The sequence below is a fragment of the Herminiimonas sp. genome (assembly GCF_030655415.1).
Genome location: NZ_JAURVN010000002.1, coordinates 165,818 through 183,349 on the forward strand (window position 1 = coordinate 165,818; position 17,532 = coordinate 183,349).

The 17,532-nt window shown below is 49.9% G+C and carries 20 protein-coding genes and 1 riboswitch; of the genes, 8 read left to right on the forward strand and 12 right to left on the reverse strand.

The window, feature by feature from the left end:
• Nucleotides 1–4: 4 nt before the first annotated feature.
• The 4 genes from Q7T66_RS00870 to Q7T66_RS00885 form a co-directional block, all read right to left on the reverse strand.
• On the reverse strand, nt 5–382 hold the full coding sequence (locus Q7T66_RS00870; RefSeq protein ID WP_304931347.1) for a response regulator: 378 nt from the start codon (nt 380–382) through the stop codon (nt 5–7).
• Between the two features lie 91 nt (nt 383–473).
• Nucleotides 474–1,991, reverse strand: a complete 1,518-nt coding sequence (locus Q7T66_RS00875; RefSeq protein ID WP_304931348.1) for a response regulator — start codon at nt 1,989–1,991, stop codon at nt 474–476.
• 9 nt (nt 1,992–2,000) lie between these two features.
• Nucleotides 2,001–3,509 carry an ATPase domain-containing protein gene (locus Q7T66_RS00880; protein WP_304931349.1) on the reverse strand — a complete coding sequence of 503 codons (1,509 nt, stop codon included), beginning with the start codon at nt 3,507–3,509 and terminating at the stop codon, nt 2,001–2,003.
• 234 nt (nt 3,510–3,743) lie between these two features.
• Nucleotides 3,744–4,058, reverse strand: coding sequence for a hypothetical protein (locus Q7T66_RS00885; RefSeq protein ID WP_304931350.1), 315 nt, complete (start codon nt 4,056–4,058; stop codon nt 3,744–3,746).
• 93 nt (nt 4,059–4,151) lie between these two features.
• Between Q7T66_RS00885 and Q7T66_RS00890 the strand changes: the two genes are divergently transcribed.
• The 3 genes from Q7T66_RS00890 (at nt 4,152) to Q7T66_RS00900 (ending at nt 5,937) form a co-directional block, all read left to right on the forward strand.
• Entirely contained in the window at nt 4,152–4,649 is a 498-nt protein-coding gene (locus Q7T66_RS00890; RefSeq protein ID WP_304931352.1) for a pyridoxamine 5'-phosphate oxidase family protein, read from the forward strand.
• Nucleotides 4,650–4,801: 152 nt separating this feature from the next.
• Nucleotides 4,802–5,410 (forward strand): nicotinamide riboside transporter PnuC, encoded by a 609-nt coding sequence (gene pnuC, locus Q7T66_RS00895; RefSeq protein WP_304931354.1) that lies wholly within the window; start codon nt 4,802–4,804, stop codon nt 5,408–5,410.
• Nucleotides 5,407–5,937, forward strand: coding sequence for an ATP-binding protein (locus Q7T66_RS00900; protein WP_304931356.1), 531 nt, complete (start codon nt 5,407–5,409; stop codon nt 5,935–5,937). The genes pnuC and Q7T66_RS00900 overlap by 4 nt, the downstream gene beginning before the upstream one ends.
• Nucleotides 5,938–5,993: 56 nt before the next feature.
• Here Q7T66_RS00900 and Q7T66_RS00905 read toward each other — a convergent pair whose 3' ends face one another.
• Nucleotides 5,994–8,186 (reverse strand): TonB-dependent siderophore receptor, encoded by a 2,193-nt coding sequence (locus tag Q7T66_RS00905; protein WP_304931357.1) that lies wholly within the window; start codon nt 8,184–8,186, stop codon nt 5,994–5,996.
• Nucleotides 8,187–8,260: 74 nt separating this feature from the next.
• A riboswitch (TPP riboswitch) is annotated at nt 8,261–8,361 on the reverse strand.
• 10 nt (nt 8,362–8,371) lie between these two features.
• On the opposite strand from Q7T66_RS00905, the gene Q7T66_RS00910 reads away from it, so the two are divergent.
• Complete coding sequence (locus Q7T66_RS00910; RefSeq protein WP_304931358.1) at nt 8,372–8,500, forward strand: hypothetical protein; 129 nt, start codon at nt 8,372–8,374, stop codon at nt 8,498–8,500.
• Nucleotides 8,501–8,624: 124 nt separating this feature from the next.
• On the opposite strand, the gene Q7T66_RS00915 is transcribed toward Q7T66_RS00910, so the two are convergent.
• The 6 genes from Q7T66_RS00915 to Q7T66_RS00940 all read right to left on the reverse strand — a co-directional run bounded on the left by Q7T66_RS00915 (nt 8,625) and on the right by Q7T66_RS00940 (nt 12,415).
• Entirely contained in the window at nt 8,625–9,014 is a 390-nt protein-coding gene (locus Q7T66_RS00915; RefSeq protein ID WP_304931359.1) for a hypothetical protein, read from the reverse strand.
• A gap of 104 nt (nt 9,015–9,118) precedes the next feature.
• Nucleotides 9,119–9,694: a GreA/GreB family elongation factor gene (locus tag Q7T66_RS00920; protein ID WP_304931360.1), complete on the reverse strand. Its 576-nt coding sequence runs from the start codon at nt 9,692–9,694 to the stop codon at nt 9,119–9,121.
• Nucleotides 9,695–9,818: 124 nt separating this feature from the next.
• Nucleotides 9,819–10,229 carry an alternative ribosome rescue aminoacyl-tRNA hydrolase ArfB gene (gene arfB, locus Q7T66_RS00925; protein WP_304931361.1) on the reverse strand — a complete coding sequence of 137 codons (411 nt, stop codon included), beginning with the start codon at nt 10,227–10,229 and terminating at the stop codon, nt 9,819–9,821.
• A gap of 82 nt (nt 10,230–10,311) precedes the next feature.
• The gene (locus Q7T66_RS00930) at nt 10,312–10,497 is read right to left on the reverse strand and encodes a 4-oxalocrotonate tautomerase (protein ID WP_304931362.1); all 186 of its coding nucleotides are present in this window, start codon (nt 10,495–10,497) and stop codon (nt 10,312–10,314) included.
• A 78-nt stretch (nt 10,498–10,575) separates the two neighbouring features.
• Nucleotides 10,576–11,340, reverse strand: coding sequence for a class II aldolase/adducin family protein (locus Q7T66_RS00935; protein ID WP_304931363.1), 765 nt, complete (start codon nt 11,338–11,340; stop codon nt 10,576–10,578).
• A 208-nt stretch (nt 11,341–11,548) separates the two neighbouring features.
• Nucleotides 11,549–12,415 (reverse strand): pirin family protein, encoded by an 867-nt coding sequence (locus Q7T66_RS00940; protein ID WP_304931364.1) that lies wholly within the window; start codon nt 12,413–12,415, stop codon nt 11,549–11,551.
• 364 nt (nt 12,416–12,779) lie between these two features.
• On the opposite strand from Q7T66_RS00940, the gene ahpC reads away from it, so the two are divergent.
• Both ahpC and ahpF read left to right on the forward strand, forming a co-directional pair.
• Nucleotides 12,780–13,343, forward strand: a complete 564-nt coding sequence (gene ahpC / locus Q7T66_RS00945) for an alkyl hydroperoxide reductase subunit C (RefSeq protein WP_304931365.1) — start codon at nt 12,780–12,782, stop codon at nt 13,341–13,343.
• Between the two features lie 89 nt (nt 13,344–13,432).
• Nucleotides 13,433–15,028 (forward strand): alkyl hydroperoxide reductase subunit F, encoded by a 1,596-nt coding sequence (gene ahpF / locus Q7T66_RS00950; RefSeq protein WP_304931366.1) that lies wholly within the window; start codon nt 13,433–13,435, stop codon nt 15,026–15,028.
• A 103-nt stretch (nt 15,029–15,131) separates the two neighbouring features.
• On the opposite strand, the gene Q7T66_RS00955 is transcribed toward ahpF, so the two are convergent.
• A complete protein-coding gene (locus Q7T66_RS00955) occupies nt 15,132–15,494 on the reverse strand; it encodes a YgiW/YdeI family stress tolerance OB fold protein (protein WP_304931368.1) in 363 nt (120 codons plus the stop codon).
• A gap of 384 nt (nt 15,495–15,878) precedes the next feature.
• On the opposite strand from Q7T66_RS00955, the gene Q7T66_RS00960 reads away from it, so the two are divergent.
• Together Q7T66_RS00960 and Q7T66_RS00965 are read left to right on the forward strand one after the other, a co-directional pair.
• A complete protein-coding gene (locus tag Q7T66_RS00960; protein WP_304931369.1) occupies nt 15,879–16,754 on the forward strand; it encodes a GntR family transcriptional regulator in 876 nt (291 codons plus the stop codon).
• Entirely contained in the window at nt 16,751–17,530 is a 780-nt protein-coding gene (locus Q7T66_RS00965) for a transporter substrate-binding domain-containing protein (RefSeq protein ID WP_304931370.1), read from the forward strand. Before Q7T66_RS00960 ends, Q7T66_RS00965 begins: the two co-directional genes overlap by 4 nt.
• Nucleotides 17,531–17,532: the final 2 nt, after the last annotated feature.

The window sequence follows — 17,532 nt, forward strand, 5'->3', positions numbered from 1 at the left end:
TCAGTTAGAGGCTAGGCGATTTTTCTTGTTTGGATGCGTTCTCAAGCAAGGCCGCATATTCGTCTATGCCAAACGGCTTCATCAACCAACCGACATTGGGCATGACGTCCGGGCCGCGGGCGTAGCCACTGGAAACAACAATTTCCACTGGCTGAATTTCACGCGCCTGGCGCGCCAGATCGAGACCGGAAATACCCGGCAAGCCGATATCGGTAATCATCAAATCGAAGGGCTGTTGACGCAGCATGACCAGCGCATCTTCTCCGCTTAAGCAGCCATGCGGTTGATGTCCAAGAAAGTCGGTCATTTCGACCATGCCTTCCAATGCGTCGCTATTATCTTCAACGAGTAAAACGCGTAAGCGCTTGTCCGGAGTTTTCATTTTATGGCCTGCAATTTTGTTTAATTAAATTTATATGTTTCAGCAATGTTCGCGTCCAGCAAACTTGCTTTACTGCGGGCACCACACATCGTCACGCTACGCGGCGTTCGGCAATACACGTGCTTAATACATTGAAATCGACTGGCTTCACAAGATGGTGATCAAAGCCTGCCTCCATCGCCAGTCTTTTGTCGTTTTCCTGGCCCCAGCCTGTGAGCGCGATCATTCGAATTTTTTCGCCGCCCGGCAGCTTTCGTATACGGCGCGCCGCTTCGTATCCATCAATGCCAGGCAAACCAATATCAAGCACGATAACACCCGGTAGTACTTCCTTCGCGACCTCTACCGCCTGATATCCATCATAGGCAACGGAGACTGTGTAACCATCGGCTTCAAACAAGGCGCACAATGTATCGCAGGCATCTTGATTATCGTCGACGATCAAGATACGCGAGTGTGCACTTTCTTGTGTGAATGATTGTTCTGTCGTTGCGTTTTTTTCCACACTGCCAATTTCAGATTGCACAACAATCGGCAAGGTGAGTATGAATTCACTGCCATGTCCCAGACCATCGCTTTTTACGTCGATGGTGCCGCCATGCATTTCAGTAAACTGTTTTGCCAAACTCAGGCCGATACCCAATCCGGATGGTGCCTGGCCTGCCGAGGTTTGTGCCTGCACAAAAATATCGAAGATGCTTGACAGCGATTCCGCCTCCAGCCCGATACCAAAATCGCGTATCGAGAATATAGCGTTGTTGTCTTCAACTTTAGTGTTAAAAATAATTCGGTTCGGCGTCAGAGTAAACTTGACCGCATTCGCCAACACGTTCGCCAATGTTTGTACGAGTCGCGCGCGATCTGCTTGCAACAATATCGGCTCGGATGGATAGCTGATTTCTATCCAATGTTTTCTACTTTCTGCCAGCCCGCCGCATATTTCCATCACGTGCGTTACCGCATCGGACAACATGATAGGCGCAGGCTGCAGCGCAACCTTGCCGCTGGTGATACGCGCCACATCAAGCAAATCGTCCACCAGTCGCGTCAAATGCACAATTTGGCGCTCAACCACCGCATACGTTTTGGCAACCGGCGCCAGATCGGGATACAAATGTTTGAGCAAGCCGACCGAGGTACGGATAGGCGCTAATGGATTGCGTAACTCATGACCCAGACTGGCGAGAAATTCATCCTTGCGGTAATCAGCGTCGTGCACCTGATACTGACGCGTACGCGCACGCAAGGCAGAACGCGCCGCACTTAACAAAGCACTGATGCGTATTGGCCGCTCCAGCAGAGTCACATTCCCCAAGCTGGTAACCGCATGCTGCACGCTTGAGGAATCTGCACCTCGTTTAGTCATTAACAGAATCGGAATATCGGACCAGGTTGGCTGCGCATTCACATATTGCATCAAGGGCTGGAGCACCGAAGCGGTCAGTGATTCTTCAACGGTTAGAAGTGCACCGACACCGCGGCCCAGTTCCAGCATCAGTTCACTGACATCAGCACAAATGTGGTGCTCTATATCGGACGCGTCGAATACCTGCGCTGCAAGCTTTGCATTTTTTCCTTCTGGCGCATAGATAAGTATCCGTTTATTCATGGTTAGCGATCAATCCGACATCAGGTCGGATTTATGGCCGAGGGGATCACCAACATAAGTCGGTACACCAGTCAGTATGCCGTGGAAGCCACGCAAAATCGGTCCGATGGAAATACCATCGCGAGTAATAGTCAACTCGCGAATGGTGCGCTCATGTGTGCTCGCCCGTTTTTTGAATACGGAGATCGCCTGACGAACTTCTGCCGCATCTTCGAAGTAGCGCAACATAATCACGTTATCGGCCAAGTAGCTAGCATCCACCGAAGTAGTCATATTGCCGCCCAACATCCCGTGCTGTACGCCCACCAAAATAGTTACAACATTCAATTGGCCCAAGAATGTTAATAGTTCATGCAAATGCGTGGTCAGGAAACGTTCATCCGGCATCGCATGCAAGTAACCATTCAAACTGTCGATAACAATGACTTTTGCTTTGTTCAGTCCTTCTTTGCAAACCGCGTCTGAAAATTCACCTGGCGATAATTCGGCCGGATCAATTTGCTGAATCGTCAACGCGCCACTATCAACGTAGGGGCGTAAATTTAGGTTGAAGCTGTCTGCCCGATTCAATAATTTATTTTTTGATTCTTCAAACAAAAACATCGCGGCCCGCTCACCGCGCTGCAAAGCAGCGTATACAATCTGTACGCCTAACGAAGACTTGCCCGTACCGGGAGGTCCTGCCAACAAGGTGCTCGAGCCTTCTTCTAAACCGCCACCCAACAAGTTATCCAAGGCATCCAAACCTGTAGTTAATTGGTGCTGTGCTTTCTGTACGCGCGTGTCAGACGCGACTAAGCGCGGATATACCACGATGCCACCACGAATAATCGCATAATCGTGCATGCCACCGCGGAAGGCCTTGCCACGATATTTTGCAATACGGACACGACGTCGATCAGCACCATAGTCCTTACTCGAATGCTCAAGTACGATCACACCGTGCGCAATACTGCGCACCTGTAAATCACCATTGAATGCAGTACGATCATCGAGAAACATGACGGTGCAAGAACGATTTGAAAAGAACTGCTTTAATGCCAAAACCTGACGACGGTAACGCAAGGAATTCTCTGCTAGCAACTGCAACTCGGATAATGAGTCGAGTACTACACGCGTGGGCTTGCGCTCATCAATGACAGAAAGAATTAGCTGCGTCGTCGTACTCATCTCTACTTCCGACGGATGAAACATCGTGTACTGTTGGTCTGGCTCGAGAATATTTTCTGAAGGCACAACTTCATGTATATATATTCCATCCATGGACCACCCATGCGATTCAGCAACATCACGCAATTCTTCTGCCGTTTCCGCCAGGGTGATGTAGACAACTGACTCGCCCAACCGCACCCCTTCTGCAAGAAAATGCAAAGCTGCCGTGGTCTTGCCGGTTCCTGGCTCTCCCTCAATCAAATACAAACGATCACGTGTCAAACCGCCACTCAGAATATTGTCGAGTCCCGGAATGCCAGTTGAAAGGACTTTGTCCGAATCTAAATTTTTATTATTTTGAATCATGCAACATCCTCCCTTTTTATTTTTTATTCCCTGATTTTCTTGACACGCCGTCAGCGTGTCTTCCATCGAGCGCGGGAAAAACTACGATGCAATGATTTTTCGAGCTACTGGGAAAGCATTGTAATTTTCATCAAAAAACGAAATTTCGTTCGGCGGTGAAGTACCCAGCAGCATCTGGCTCGGCTTGTATTGAAATAAATACGAAAAGAGTGGTGAATAATATGAACAGATTTCTTAAGTCTGCTGATCGGTAGCCACCGGCAGGAAAGTAAACATGAAAGCAGACAACGACAAAATCCCTGTCAAAACAGCCGCAAAATCAGGCATTACGAAGAACCATGCGGCTGCAGCAAACATCCCAAAAAAAGATAAGGATTTAATTAAGTTGATCCAGATTTTTGCCATATGTTCATTAATTTCTTTACAACACTGTGAAATTTTGTAAAAAGTTTTTAGAGTTGCTAATTTATCCAAATTGACCCGTAGCAACCATAGGATTTCAGCGCGATCTGCCGTAAGAAAATTCCGACAAAATCCTCCAGTATTCATATGGGACGTACGTGTGCTGGCGCACTGAAGTGCAAGCGGCGACGCGCTACCTTGGGCACGTCAGCACATATCCCATGCCTTAAGGAGCGCAACATGAGTACCCGACATCAAGAACAATTAGCCGCATTACGTGACAAGGTAGAAGACGTCAAATTTGGTATGTTCACCACGACCAATCCCGATCTGTCTTTATCCAGCCGTCCCATGACCAGCCAGCAAATCGATACGCAAGGTCAACTCTGGTTTTTTACGTCGGATGAATCTGCTTTCGTTAAAAACCTGCAGGCGCAACCGTCGGTCAATGTAACCTTCGCTAAACCTGAAGACAGCTTGTATGTGTCGATATCCGGCCGCGCGATGTTGATTAAGAATCGCGAAAAGGCGGAAGAGTTGTGGAATCCGATGGTGGGCGCGTGGTTCCCGGGTGGGCTAGATGACCCGCACCTTGCTTTAATCAACGTAGATATTCGTGATGCTGAATATTGGGACAGCGCATCGAGCAAAATGACTCAATTATTTGCGATGGCCAAAGGCGTGCTGACTGGCCAGCGCCCGAGCGATGTCGGCGAACACGTGGAAATCAAACTCTAACGTTTTACGATTATTTAATCGATCTTCTGCATTCGACATCTAGACACAGCGCAGCGGCTCATTCGCGTGCTGCGCTGGATGTTTTTTCTCTATACTGCGAGATTCCCGCACGCATGTGCTGACTTACATCCAATCTCGGCTCGCAGCACTGCATGAACGACACTTTCCTCCTGCTCGGCCTGATCAATACTTCATCGTTAGAGATACTCTCATTTACACTCGCAATTGCAATGGTCTTGCTGAACATCAAGCAATCGCCGTGGGCGTGGCTGTTTGCAATTGCTTCGGCCGGGCTGTATGCGATCGTCTTCTATGAAGCGAAAATTTATGGCGACATGGCGCTGCAATTTGTCTTTGTCGCGATTTCGCTATGGGGTTGGTATCAATGGCTGTTCGGCGGTGGTGATCGACAGGGAATTGCCGTTTCGCGCCTGACGACAAAAGGCTGGCTCATTGTGGCGGCAACTTGGGCACTAGCTTACGCAATTGTTGCGGCAATCCTGCAAGCATTTACCGATACTGATGTTGTGCATATCGACGCATTTCTGACCGCAGGCAGTCTGGTCGCGCAATATCTATTGACGCGCAAGACAATAGAGAACTGGCATCTGTGGATAGGAATCGACCTGCTCTACATTGGCCTGTATCTACACAAAGATCTGTACCTCAGCGCCGTCCTGTATGGCTTGTTCGCGATCCTCGCATTGGTCGGCCTGCTCGCCTGGAAAAAATCCTTCGCTGCAAAGGAATCAATAATATGAGCGCGACCATACAACGCATTGCCATACTCGGTGCAGAATCGACAGGAAAATCAACGCTGGCAGCGGCGCTCGCGGCGCATTATCAAACGGTGTGGGTTGCCGAATATCTGCGTGAATTTGTCGAATCAAAACAACGCACGCCATGGGAAGAGGAACAACTGCCGATCGCCATCACGCAACGTGAACGCGAGAAAAAAAGCGAAGCACTTGCGCGTCGTTTTATGTTTTGCGATACCTCGCCGCTGATGACGGTGGTTTATAGTGAACACTATTTTGGCCAGGCGGATGCGGAGTTGAATGCACTGGCAAGTCTGCATGATTATGCAGCGACCATCGTGACAGCACCCACCACGCCGTGGATACCCGATGGTTTGCAGCGCGAATCAGACTCTGTACGACAACAAATCCACGCCCGATTACTGCGCAAACTGGATGGCGGTGGCGTTAAGTATTTGCTGGTGGATGGCAGTACGCAGCAACGGATTTCACAGATAGCGAGCTATCTCGCGCAGCATAAAATCAATTGAAACTGCCAATAAAAAACGCCGCTTGAAAGCGGCGTTTTTTATTGCGCGTATAGATTTTAGAAATCGAGTTGCGTCGATAAGCGGAACACACGCGGCGCACCTGGAATCAAGTAACCACCAAATGCGTTCGATGCATCGCCCCAATAGAATTTATTGAAAACGTTATCGACTCCGAAGCGGAAGGTCGTTGCCGTGTTACCAAACTTGGTTGCGTAGCGCGCACCCAGATTCAACACATGATAGCCATCGACTTTTTTGTCCAACGATGCAATCTGGCTATTCGGTGCAAAGGTCTTGCTCGTCGAATAAATCCACGTTGCATTCAGTTTTACCGCCGGCATTTGCGGTAATGCGTAATCCATGTAAATCGCCGATTTGAATTTCGGCACGTTGCCAACGCGCTTGCCTTCGATATCAGGATCGCCGGTGCCTTCTGCCTTGGCTTGCAATGCGACGAAGCTCGCGCCCAACATAAGGTCACGTGTAGCGCGACCTTGCGCAGCGAATTCAATACCGCGATTAACTTGCTCGCCTGCAGTTACGTACGCATCAATTGATGCGGTCGCATCGTCAGACGATGCATGCGCGTATTCGTTATGACGTTTGATCTGGAACAAGGCGGCGGAAACACTCACGTCTGGAGTGATGTCTGCTTTAACTCCAAACTCAAGCTGCTTCGACTTGTATGGATCAAGAACAGATTCGGCATTTGACAGACCCGATGGAATTTCTCCACCTGGCTCCAGGCCTTGCGAAGTGGATGCATAGAAAGACAAGGTCTTGGTTGGGCTGTAGACCAAGGCGACGTTCGGCAAAACGTAGTCGTCATCCGTGGTTCGAATTAAACCACCATTTGCATTGAACTGAACGCGCTTCAATTTTGTATAGCGTACGCCGGCATGCAATTTAAACTGCTCATTTAACGCCATTACATCTTGAACAAAGACAGATTGCTCTTCTTCTTTACGACGTAGTCCTACTGGATTGGTTGGCTGCAGAACCAAATCTCTTTGTGGCGTTGTATAGATATTGCCTTGTAAATTACCGACTGTCGGATTGAATAAATAATCAGCAAAATTGTCTCTTCTGTTAAGCGTAGACAAACCGGTTGTCAATTCATGGCCAATACTGCCTGTCGCAAACTTACCTTGCAACATAGCTTGCGTCGTCATGACAGACCGTTTGTCATTGTCCCTACGCAGGTCATACAGTCCAAAGTCGCCATTTGAGCAATAGCCGAAATTTAAAACTTCTCCGGGAGTTGCACATCCTGAAGATAGCGCAACTGCATCATCACGACGCAATTCGAATTTGTTTGCCTGCAGCGTAGTGCGCCAATTGTCATTCAACTCGTATTCGAATTTGACGCCCAGATTATTGGTGTCATCAGTAACCGGCAAACTCCAGGTCTGATTATTCAACATGGTTTTGCCGCTCACGCCGGTCGGCAAGCGCTGATCCAGACCAAGTAATTGAAAGCCTGGCACGGTCAGTTGCGACTTGTGCTGATAATCCATATCGACCGACAGCAAGGCGCGCGAGCTCAATCGCCAGTCGAACGCACCTGATACAAACTTGCGATCGCCATTCGATCCCTGCACATAGGACTTGGTATCTTCTGCCGCTGCGTTGATGCGATAGCCGAATACGCCATTGTCCGAACGGCCACCAAGATCGATAGCGCCGTAGATCGAGCCGCGCTCGCGCACTTCAAACGTTACCGAACGCAAAGGCGCATCGGTTGGACGCTTGGTCACATAATTCAAAATGCCGCCTGAAGACGCAATGCCGGCTTGCAAACCAGCCAGGCCTTTGAGGATTTCCAAGCGCTCTTTGTTTTCCATCGGGATAGCGGAATGCGCAAGAATCACCATGCCATCCTTGCGATAGTTGCTTCCCATATCGAGAGTAAATCCGCGGATCGCAAACCAATCTGACAAACCCACCGCGTTGTATGAGTTCTGCACGCTGGCATCGTACTTCACTGCGTCGGTCGCGGTGCGGATGCTGCGTTCCTGCATTTGTTCGTGAGTGATGACGCTGATGGACGCGGGGGTTTCGCGCAGCGGCGCTTCTGAAAAACCACCGACGCTCGCATTGCGTGCGATGCCATCGACCGGCCCCGAGGTGACGACCACTTCAGGCAAAACGTTATCGGAATTGTCAGCGGTCTGTGCAAAAGCAGCAGGCGCAAACGCGCAGGCAACAGCCAAAGCAATCAGTTTGTGACGGGAAGGAAATGCGGACATATTTTGCTCACTCAATCGCGTTATGGACAAACGTGCGAAGGAACGAACAAAGAATCTCTGGCGGAATAAAAACCTTGAGGTGCTTTGCGCTTCCCTACGCTGGCATTATCCAGGTCAGGTTCAAGGGTTTCATCTCACCCGAAGACGTTTGTCTTCAGGACCCCTAGCGTGGAGCGGATACTAACATGGAAAAAGTAGCGCCCGTAACCGCCTTTTTAACGAAAGTTGTTGCAAATATCGTCGATCTTAACCACGGTCAATTTATGGAAGGCGTACCACTAGCATGGCGTTGGGATTATCCAACACCACGCTGACGAGATAGTTTGGGAATAGTAAAGAGAAGGACGCGTGATGAATCAAGACCTTGATTCATCACTTAAGGTGCCGCGACTGCCCGGATTGTTGCTAACAATGATTAGTCAAGGCTATCAAGAAAACTTACTTACCGGATTTCTTGGCTGCCTTTTCATTTTCGCTGACTTCATTGCTGTTTTGATGATCGTCATGTGCATCAACCGAATCCGGCGAACGCTCGATACGCGTAATCCCTGACGAAACAGAAACCGGATCGCTGGCCGGAAAAGTCATTTCAATGCCGACGTCCAGCAACTCTTCCTTGGCGGTTTGCTGCACCGATTTTTGACCGGATTTTTCAGTGGCCAATGGCACTGGCGCTACAGCTGCAACAGGATCACTCGCTGGAAAGGATTCATCCAGTGCACTGTCCAACAACGATTCTTGATGCGCATCGGTACCGCGCTTCTTGGTGTTATCCGAAGCATCAATAGGTTCTCTGGATTTATCACCTGATTTTTTATCGTGTGCCATATAGAACTCCTTTTTTGTATCGCAGTAAAACCTTGCGCGATTTACTTGCTGCTTTAAATATTGGCAAGGTGAATCTTTATCCAAGCAGGTTGAATACATTTACCTTATTCAACGCTCTTGTTAGTAAGACCTGTGCTGTTCGCATCCAGTTCAACCTTGGCTGGATAAAGCACGGTCAGAATGTTTAGCTCTTCATCGCCAGCCGGCGTTTGCAACATTACGCTATCGCCTTCAAATGCACTCAACAAAGCTTGTGCAACCGGCGACAACCAACTGATCTTGCCGTTGGTCGGATCCAATTCGTCCAAACCGACAATCGTCACAGTATGTTGCTCACCCTGTTCATTCTGATAAGCAACCGTGGCACCAAAAAATATTTGCTGTTCGTCGATATGCACAGATGGATCAACTATCTCTGCCGTGTCCAAACGTACTTGCAAATAGTGAATTCGCTGTTCCATTTCGCGCATAGGTATTTCAGATGAATCGGCGATCAAATCCCTATCGCGCTCGCCACTGTCTGTCGCATTCGCTGCACGCAAAGATCCGAGTAAATTTCGCAACTCGGTCTGCATATTTTGATAACCATGGGGCGTAATGTAGTTACGCACACCGGCCGGCATTTCCGGCAAAGTCGACAATGGTTCGTCGTCGCTTTCTTTTACGAAGGCTTTGTTCATGATGTATAGGCCTCACGATAATTGAGCTAACAGCATCGCCGCAAGGATGCTGAATGTCAGTACGCTAGATCACATACGAGCTTGTTGCAGGAGACCTTGTTTTGAATACGACTTGAAAAGAATTTCAGAGTGCGACTTTGCCGCGCATGGCCTTGGTCTGGCCGCGTGCATTTTTGGTGTCTAGTCTTTTACGTTGAGAACCGTAAGTAGGTTTGGTTGCGCGTCGCGCTTTCGGCAGGATGGTGACGCCGGCGATGATTTCTTGCAGACGGCGTAAGGCTTCTTCGCGGCTTTGTTCCTGGCTGCGACCTTGCTGCGCCTTGATGACGATCACGCCTTCTTTGGTGATGCGTTGATCGTTCAGCAAGAGCAAGCGCTTTTTCAAATAATCCGGCAATGAAGACGCACCAATATCAAAACGTAGATGAATCGCGGTCGCGACTTTATTTACGTTCTGTCCACCCGGGCCTTGCGCACGGATGGCGGTCAGATCGATTTCGCAATCGTCGATTGCGAGTGAATCAGTGATCTGCATGTTTAGGCAAAACACGCCGAATAGTTCGGCGTGTTGATTGCAAGCGGCCGCTTGTTAGGGCAGCTTGCGTCATTGATTTGGTTCAGACGTCGAACCACAACTTGCCGCCGGTTGCCCAGTTTTCACGCTTCACTTCTTCGATGATGATGTCGACTGATTCAACACTGGCGCCGAGCGTAGCGACAGTTGCTTCCGTCACTGCTTTGACGAATGCGCGTTTTTGTTCAACGGTGCGGCCTTCGAATAATTGGACGTTGATGGTTGGCATGGGTTTTCCTTTTTAGTGAATTTTAGTTAAGCAATAAATTCTGAAGCGATATTTAAATACGTTGATGCGTTTGGCAAATCAGTTGCGATAAGAAGGCGACACCGCATCCAGCTTGCGCAACAATGCGGGCCATTCGAGTATGCCCTCCGGCGAACCGTCGCCCAGCAGTTCCTTATAGGTTTTTGCGCAGACTGCAGGTGGCGGAATGTTCAATGCGCCACCGCCGGATTGTGCTTTCAATTGAAAGGCGCAGGCTTTATCCAGCGTATCCATCAGCGTATAAGCTTCGGCAATCGTGCGGCCGCTGATCAGCGTGCCGTGATTGCGCAACAGCATCGCTGGATAACTGCCGAGGCGCTCTATCAAGCGCGTCTGCTCAACTGGCGACAAGGCCAAACCTTCATAATCGTGATAACCCATTTGCTGAAAAAAACGCATCGCGTGTTGCGACAGCGGCAGCAAGCCACCTTGTTGCATACCGACCGCCACGCCGTTTTCATTATGCAAATGCATCACGCACATCGCATCTGTACGCGCGCTGTGAACTGCGCCATGAATCGCGAAGCCAGTTACGTTCACGCGTACGTTTTGATCGCCAATGATCTTGCCTTGCAAATCGATCTTGACCAGATTCGACGCGGTTATTTCTTCAAAGCGCAATCCAAATGGATTGATCAAAAAATGATTTTCTTCACCGGGCACCGTCGCAGAAATATGCGTGTAGATCAGATCGTCCCAATTTTTCAGCGCGCACAAGTGATAGCAAGCGGCGAGATCGATGCGCACTTGCCATTCGGCTTCGCTGATGCCTTGGGGCGCAGCTTTGTTGGACTGAGTATTCATATTGCCTTGCATTGAAATCTGAAATGAAAATGCGCTTCGCACATTGGCGTGCGAATACAGACGCAAATTATAAAGTCATTAGCGGTGCTATGTCCGGCTTGAGCGCAGGAGATTCGCTGTGTACGTGCCTCGAGGTGCACGAAGAAGCGCGCAGGAAAAAGAAAAGCCATGCCAGCAAAATACCGACATGCTTTCCAGTCACAAAAAACTACGCAGGAATCTGCGCGAAACGACCGCTATTGAAATCATCAATCGCCTGAATAATTTCAGCCTGAGTATTCATCACGAAAGGTCCGTGCCCAACGATTTCTTCGTCGATAGGTTCGCCGCTGAGCAGCAACACGACGGCATCGTTATTCGCTTCTATAGCGACCTTGCTGCCTGCGCTATCCAGCAACACCATCTGCGCCTCGCGCGCGACGCTGTTGCCATTTACCAGCACCGTTCCGTGCAACACGATCAAGGCCGAATTCCAGCCTTCAGGCAAAGTGAACTCACTCGTGCTGCCTTGTTTCAACTTCAAATCCCACACTTGCATGGGTGTGAAGGTATGCGCTGGTCCGGCCCGGCCGTCGTAGTCACCGGCGATGACGCGCAAGCTGCCCGCATCGTTCGGTAAAGCCACAACCGGAATATCGTTATTGACGATCGCTTGATAGCCGGGCGCTGCCATCTTGTCTTTTGCCGGCAAATTGACCCACAGCTGCACCATCTCCAGTGCGCCGCCGGTACGAGTAAATTCTTCCGAATGAAATTCTTGATGCAGGATGCCTGAGCCAGCCGTCATCCATTGCACGTCGCCAGGGCCAATCACGCCGCCTTTGCCGGTGGAATCGCGATGTTCGACCTCGCCCTTGTAGACGATAGTGACCGTTTCAAACCCGCGATGCGGATGCGAGCCGACGCCCGGTGGGTGATCCGCCGCTTCAAATTCAGCCGGACCAGCGTAATCCAGCAGCAGGAAGGGGCTGAGTTGTTTACCGTGGCTGTGATACGAAAACATAGAGCGCACCGGGAAGCCGTCACCTACCCAATGTGGGCGTGGCGCGTCGGATACATGGATGACTTTTTTCATGAAACTGTCCTTTCGGTTAGCTACTTATATGCGGGCTGACGCGGCGTAAAGCAAGAGCCGGCGTGCTTCTGCGGGTATTTTGCCAAGGCCAGTTTGTTTGAATAGTTGCGCTACAGGCCCTATATATGAAAGCGGCGAGGCGAATTCTGCTCGGCAAACGGCTTTTACTGCGGTACCTTCGCCCCGACAACACCAAAAGCCGTAAAGCTGCATAATAGTCAATTCGTTACGAAATTTGACTAGCTAACCGCCAAGTCGATAGCGAAAACAAATCGAATGACTAAAGTAAATCAATTATACAAATGATTGATACCCACTTATTATTCGTACTCACACCAATTATTAACCCTGAAGGAAACACGACATGTCTCTTATCAACACCCAAGTCCAGCCCTTTAAGACCCAAGCTTTCCATAACGGCAAGTTCATTGAAGTCACCGAGCAATCGTTGAAGGGTAAATGGTCTGTCCTGATTTTTATGCCAGCAGCATTCACATTCAACTGCCCTACAGAAGTTGAAGATGCAGCTGACAGCTATGCTGAATTCCAAAAACTGGGCACAGAAGTTTATATCGTCACAACCGATACTCACTTCTCGCACAAAGTTTGGCACGAAACATCGCCAGCAGTTGGCAAAGCAAAATTCCCATTGGTTGGCGATCCAACTCACCAACTGACCAACGCATTCGGCGTGCACATTCCTGAAGAAGGTCTGTCATTGCGCGGTACGTTCGTGATCAATCCAGACGGCATCATCAAAACTCTGGAAATCCACTCGAACGAAATCGCACGTGACGTTTCGGAAACACTGCGCAAACTGAAAGCTGCTCAATACACCGCTTCGCATCCAAACGAAGTGTGCCCAGCGAAATGGAAAGAAGGCGAAAAAACCTTGGCTCCATCACTGGACCTGGTTGGCAAGATCTAAGTAGCAATTTGTAATTGAAGCAAATGTCCGGACCGTGTGGTCCGGACGTGCAAGACCTCTATCAAACTGTAAAGAAAGCAGGGACCATCATGTTGGATGCCAATCTCAAAACCCAATTAACCGCTTACTTGGAAAAGATCGTGCAACCGATCGAGATCGTCGCGTCACTCGATGGCAGCGACAAATCTCGTGAGTTGCAGGAACTGCTGCAAGAAATCGTTGTGTTGACCGACAAGATCACTTTGATCGAGCGCACCGACGACAACGAGCGCAAACCGTCTTTTCAAATCAAACGCCCAGATGCACACGCAGGCATTCAGTTCGCCGCGATTCCTATGGGCCACGAATTCACTTCACTGGTACTGGCTTTGCTGCAAACCGGCGGCCATCCATTGAAACTCGAAGACTCGGTCATCGAACAGATCCGTAATCTGGACGGCGACTACACCTTCGAAACGTATATGTCTTTGTCGTGCCATAACTGTCCGGAAGTCGTGCAGGCGTTTAACGTCATGGCCTTGATCAACCCACGCATTCGTGCAATCACGATCGATGGTGGTTTGTTCCAGGACGAAGTTAAAGAACGCGAAATCATGGCCGTGCCGACGACCTTCATGAACGGAAAACCGTTTGAATCAGGTCGCGTCAGCATCGAACAAATTTTGGCCAAACTCGACACCGGCGGTAACAAGCGTAAGCAAGAAGAGCTCAGCGCAAAAGCACCCTACGATGTGTTGATCGTGGGCGGCGGACCTGCGGGTGCAGCAGCTGCAATTTATGCAGCACGCAAAGGTATTCGTACCGGTGTGGTGGCGGAACGTTTCGGCGGTCAGGTGCTGGATACTTTGTCGATCGAGAACTTCGTATCAGTACAGGAAACCGACGGTCCGAAATTCGCCGTCGCTCTTGAGCAGCATGTGCGCAGCTATGACGTCGACATCATGAACGTGCAACTCGCTTCCGAGTTGGTGCCGGGCAAACTGATCGAGATCAAACTGAAAGATGGCGGCTCGCTGAAAAGCAAAACCGTGATCCTCGCAACTGGTGCACGCTGGAAAACCATCAACGTGCCGGGCGAAAACGAATACCGTAACAAAGGTGTAGCGTATTGCCCGCATTGCGACGGTCCGCTGTTCAAAGGTAAACGTGTATCGGTTATCGGTGGCGGTAACTCCGGTGTCGAAGCTGCGATCGATTTGGCCGGTATCGTTGGCCATGTCACGCTGGTCGAATTCGGTGCAGAGTTACGTGCCGACGCAGTATTGCAGCGCAAGTTGCACAGCTTGGCAAACGTTACCGTGATCACGTCGGCACAAACGACAGAAATTACTGGCGACGGCAAACGTGTCAATGGCTTGGTCTACAAGGATCGCAAGACCGAGGAGATCAAAACCGTAGAACTCGAAGGCGTCTTCATTCAGATCGGTCTGGTACCAAATACCGAATGGCTGAAAGGCACCGTTGCCTTGTCGCGTCACGGCGAAATCGAAATCGATGCGCGTGGCCAGACTTCAGTGCCAGGTGTATTTGCTGCGGGTGACGTCACAACAGTGCCGTACAAGCAGATCGTGATTGCAGTAGGCGAAGGATCAAAAGCAGCGTTGAGTGCTTTCGATCATCTGATCCGCAGTTCAGATACTGATGAAGAAGTCGTTGAAGTTAAAGGTGAAGCAGTCACTGCTTAAACTTTAATCGCACGCACAAAAAAGCCGCAGCGATGCGGCTTTTTTTATTGCACTGAAAATCACAGGTTTAATTTTTTCGCAATCCTGTGATTTCGGATAAAGTTTATTTTGCCAGAGTCAACACATCGACATCGATTTCAGGTGTTTCCAGAAAATCCTTTTCAACTTCTCCGCGAATTTCAACCTTGGTTTTTGCATCGAGTTTCATATTGACGAAATGTTTGTCATCAATATCGACCCGGATTTCTGATTTGCCATCAGAAAAAATATACTTCTCATTCCCAACTTTTTTAATGAGAAAGCCACTCAGCGTCACTTGCTGATCATCCACTGGATGCTTGAGGATTTGCGCAATGGAAGTTGCCGTGGCTTGGGATGAAGGACCTACGTATTGCGCGGATGCGGCTGCTGATAATCCCATAGCCGACACGGCGATGATGAGTGCTGCGATGTGTGTATTTTTCATTTCATTCCTTTTAATTACAAATATTTTCGCGTCAGTTAGTCCCTTATCGCACAGGCAAGTTCCACTGAATTAAACGAAGATGACTGCTCGAAAAAGCTGCATTACCGAAACTTTTTCACGTGTTACCGAAGTAAATTCGGCAAGGACATCGCTGTTTTGTGCTGGTCTCGATTCGCACTAAAGCCGCCGCAGCGACACTTAAACATGCACCAAAATCCTTCGTTTGCACCTGAATAGTGATCGCCAAATCGGCGCAGGCGACGTTGATGCAAGCTGGATTGGACTTTGTATTTCTACCGCATTTTCATAGCTAAAACCTTCAACGCGAATCTTGTATACCAGACTTGTCCACAAGATTGGCATGCAATTTGCTGAAGCTTGGGTATGACTTCTGAACATTCCCTCAAATCGTCGATCCAGATCGCCGCCCGCATTACCGAAGCGATTCTGGCCAAGCAACTTGCGCCCGGCACCCGCCTCGGCGAGCAGCAATTGGCCGATCTGTTTGGCGTATCGCGCACACTCATCCGCGAAGCATTGATGCGGCTGGCCACGCGCGGCATCGTGATGGTCAGCGCACGCCGCGGCTGGTTTGTCATCGAACCGACTGCCAGCGAAGCCCGCGAAGCATTTGAGGCACGCCGCGTAATCGAACTTGGTCTGTTGCGCCACGCACGTCCATTGAGCAAAGATGCGATCGCCCAGTTACGCGACCACATCACACGTGAGCAAGCCGCCATAGCTGGTGACGACGTCGGCGCTCGCAGTTATTTGCTGGGAGACTTTCATGTCTGCCTGTGCGAATGCCTGGGTAACAACCTTTTATCCGAAACCTTGCGCGACCTCACCGCACGCACCACGCTGACCGCAATGTTGCGCCAATCATCATCGCAAGCAGTTGACTCTTGCGAAGACCACGTACACATTGTTGCAGCGCTTGAAAGTGGAGACATCGACGAGGCCGAACGCTTGATGCTGGATCACTTGCACGTCGTTGAAAGCACCTTGTACGACGTCATCCCCAACGACCCACTCAATGCATTACGCACCGCATTGACACCCGTTTCTGCAGCGAAGAAATCGAAGTCAACAGCCAGCACCGGCAAACATGCATCTGTTGCCCCCAGCGCCACCAGAAAACCAGTAGCAAATAAAACCACCGCACGGGTAAAGACGAGCCGGGCGGCCACTGCAGCAAGCATCTCGTCATCCCTGTCGCACGTCTCTTCGTATTCAACTGGAAAGGAAATGAAAAAATGAAGCTCTCTAAAATCCTGATCGGCCTGATGGCCGGCGCTCTTTTGTTCACCAGCTTTGCGCGCGCCGATGCGCTTGACGACATTCAGAAAAAAGGCGTACTGCGCGTCGCCGTACCGCAAGATTTCCCACCATTCGGTTCTGTCACCACCGACATGAAACCACAAGGCCTGGACATTGATGTCGCTACCTTGATCGCACAAAAACTTGGCGTCAAAGTTGAACTGGTTCCTGTCACCAGCGCCAATCGCATTCCATATTTGCAAACCAAAAAGGTTGATCTGGTGATTTCCAGCATGGGCAAAAATCCTGAGCGTGAAAAAGTCATCGACTTCAGCGCAGCCTACGCACCATTCTTCAACGGCGTGTTTGGACCAGCTGATCAGAAAGTCGCCGGCCCGGCTGACCTCGCAGGAAAAACAATCGGTGTCACACGCGGTTCGGTTGAAGATCTGGAACTGTCGAAAATTGCTCCAGCGACAGCCACCATCAAACGCTATGAAGACAACAACGGCACCATCAGTTCCTTCCTGTCGAACCAGGTCCAACTGGTCGCGACCGGCAACGTGATTGCTGCATCCATCATCGCAAAAAATCCACCGAAGAAGCCGGAAACAAAATTCCTGATCAAGGATTCGCCATGCTCGATAGGCATGAATAAAGGCGAAGAAAAATTGCAAGAAAAAGTGAACGCGATCATCGCGCAAGCGAAGAAAGACGGTTCACTGAGCGCGTTGACTGAAAAATGGCTGGGTCTGCCATTGCCGGCGAATCTGTAAAG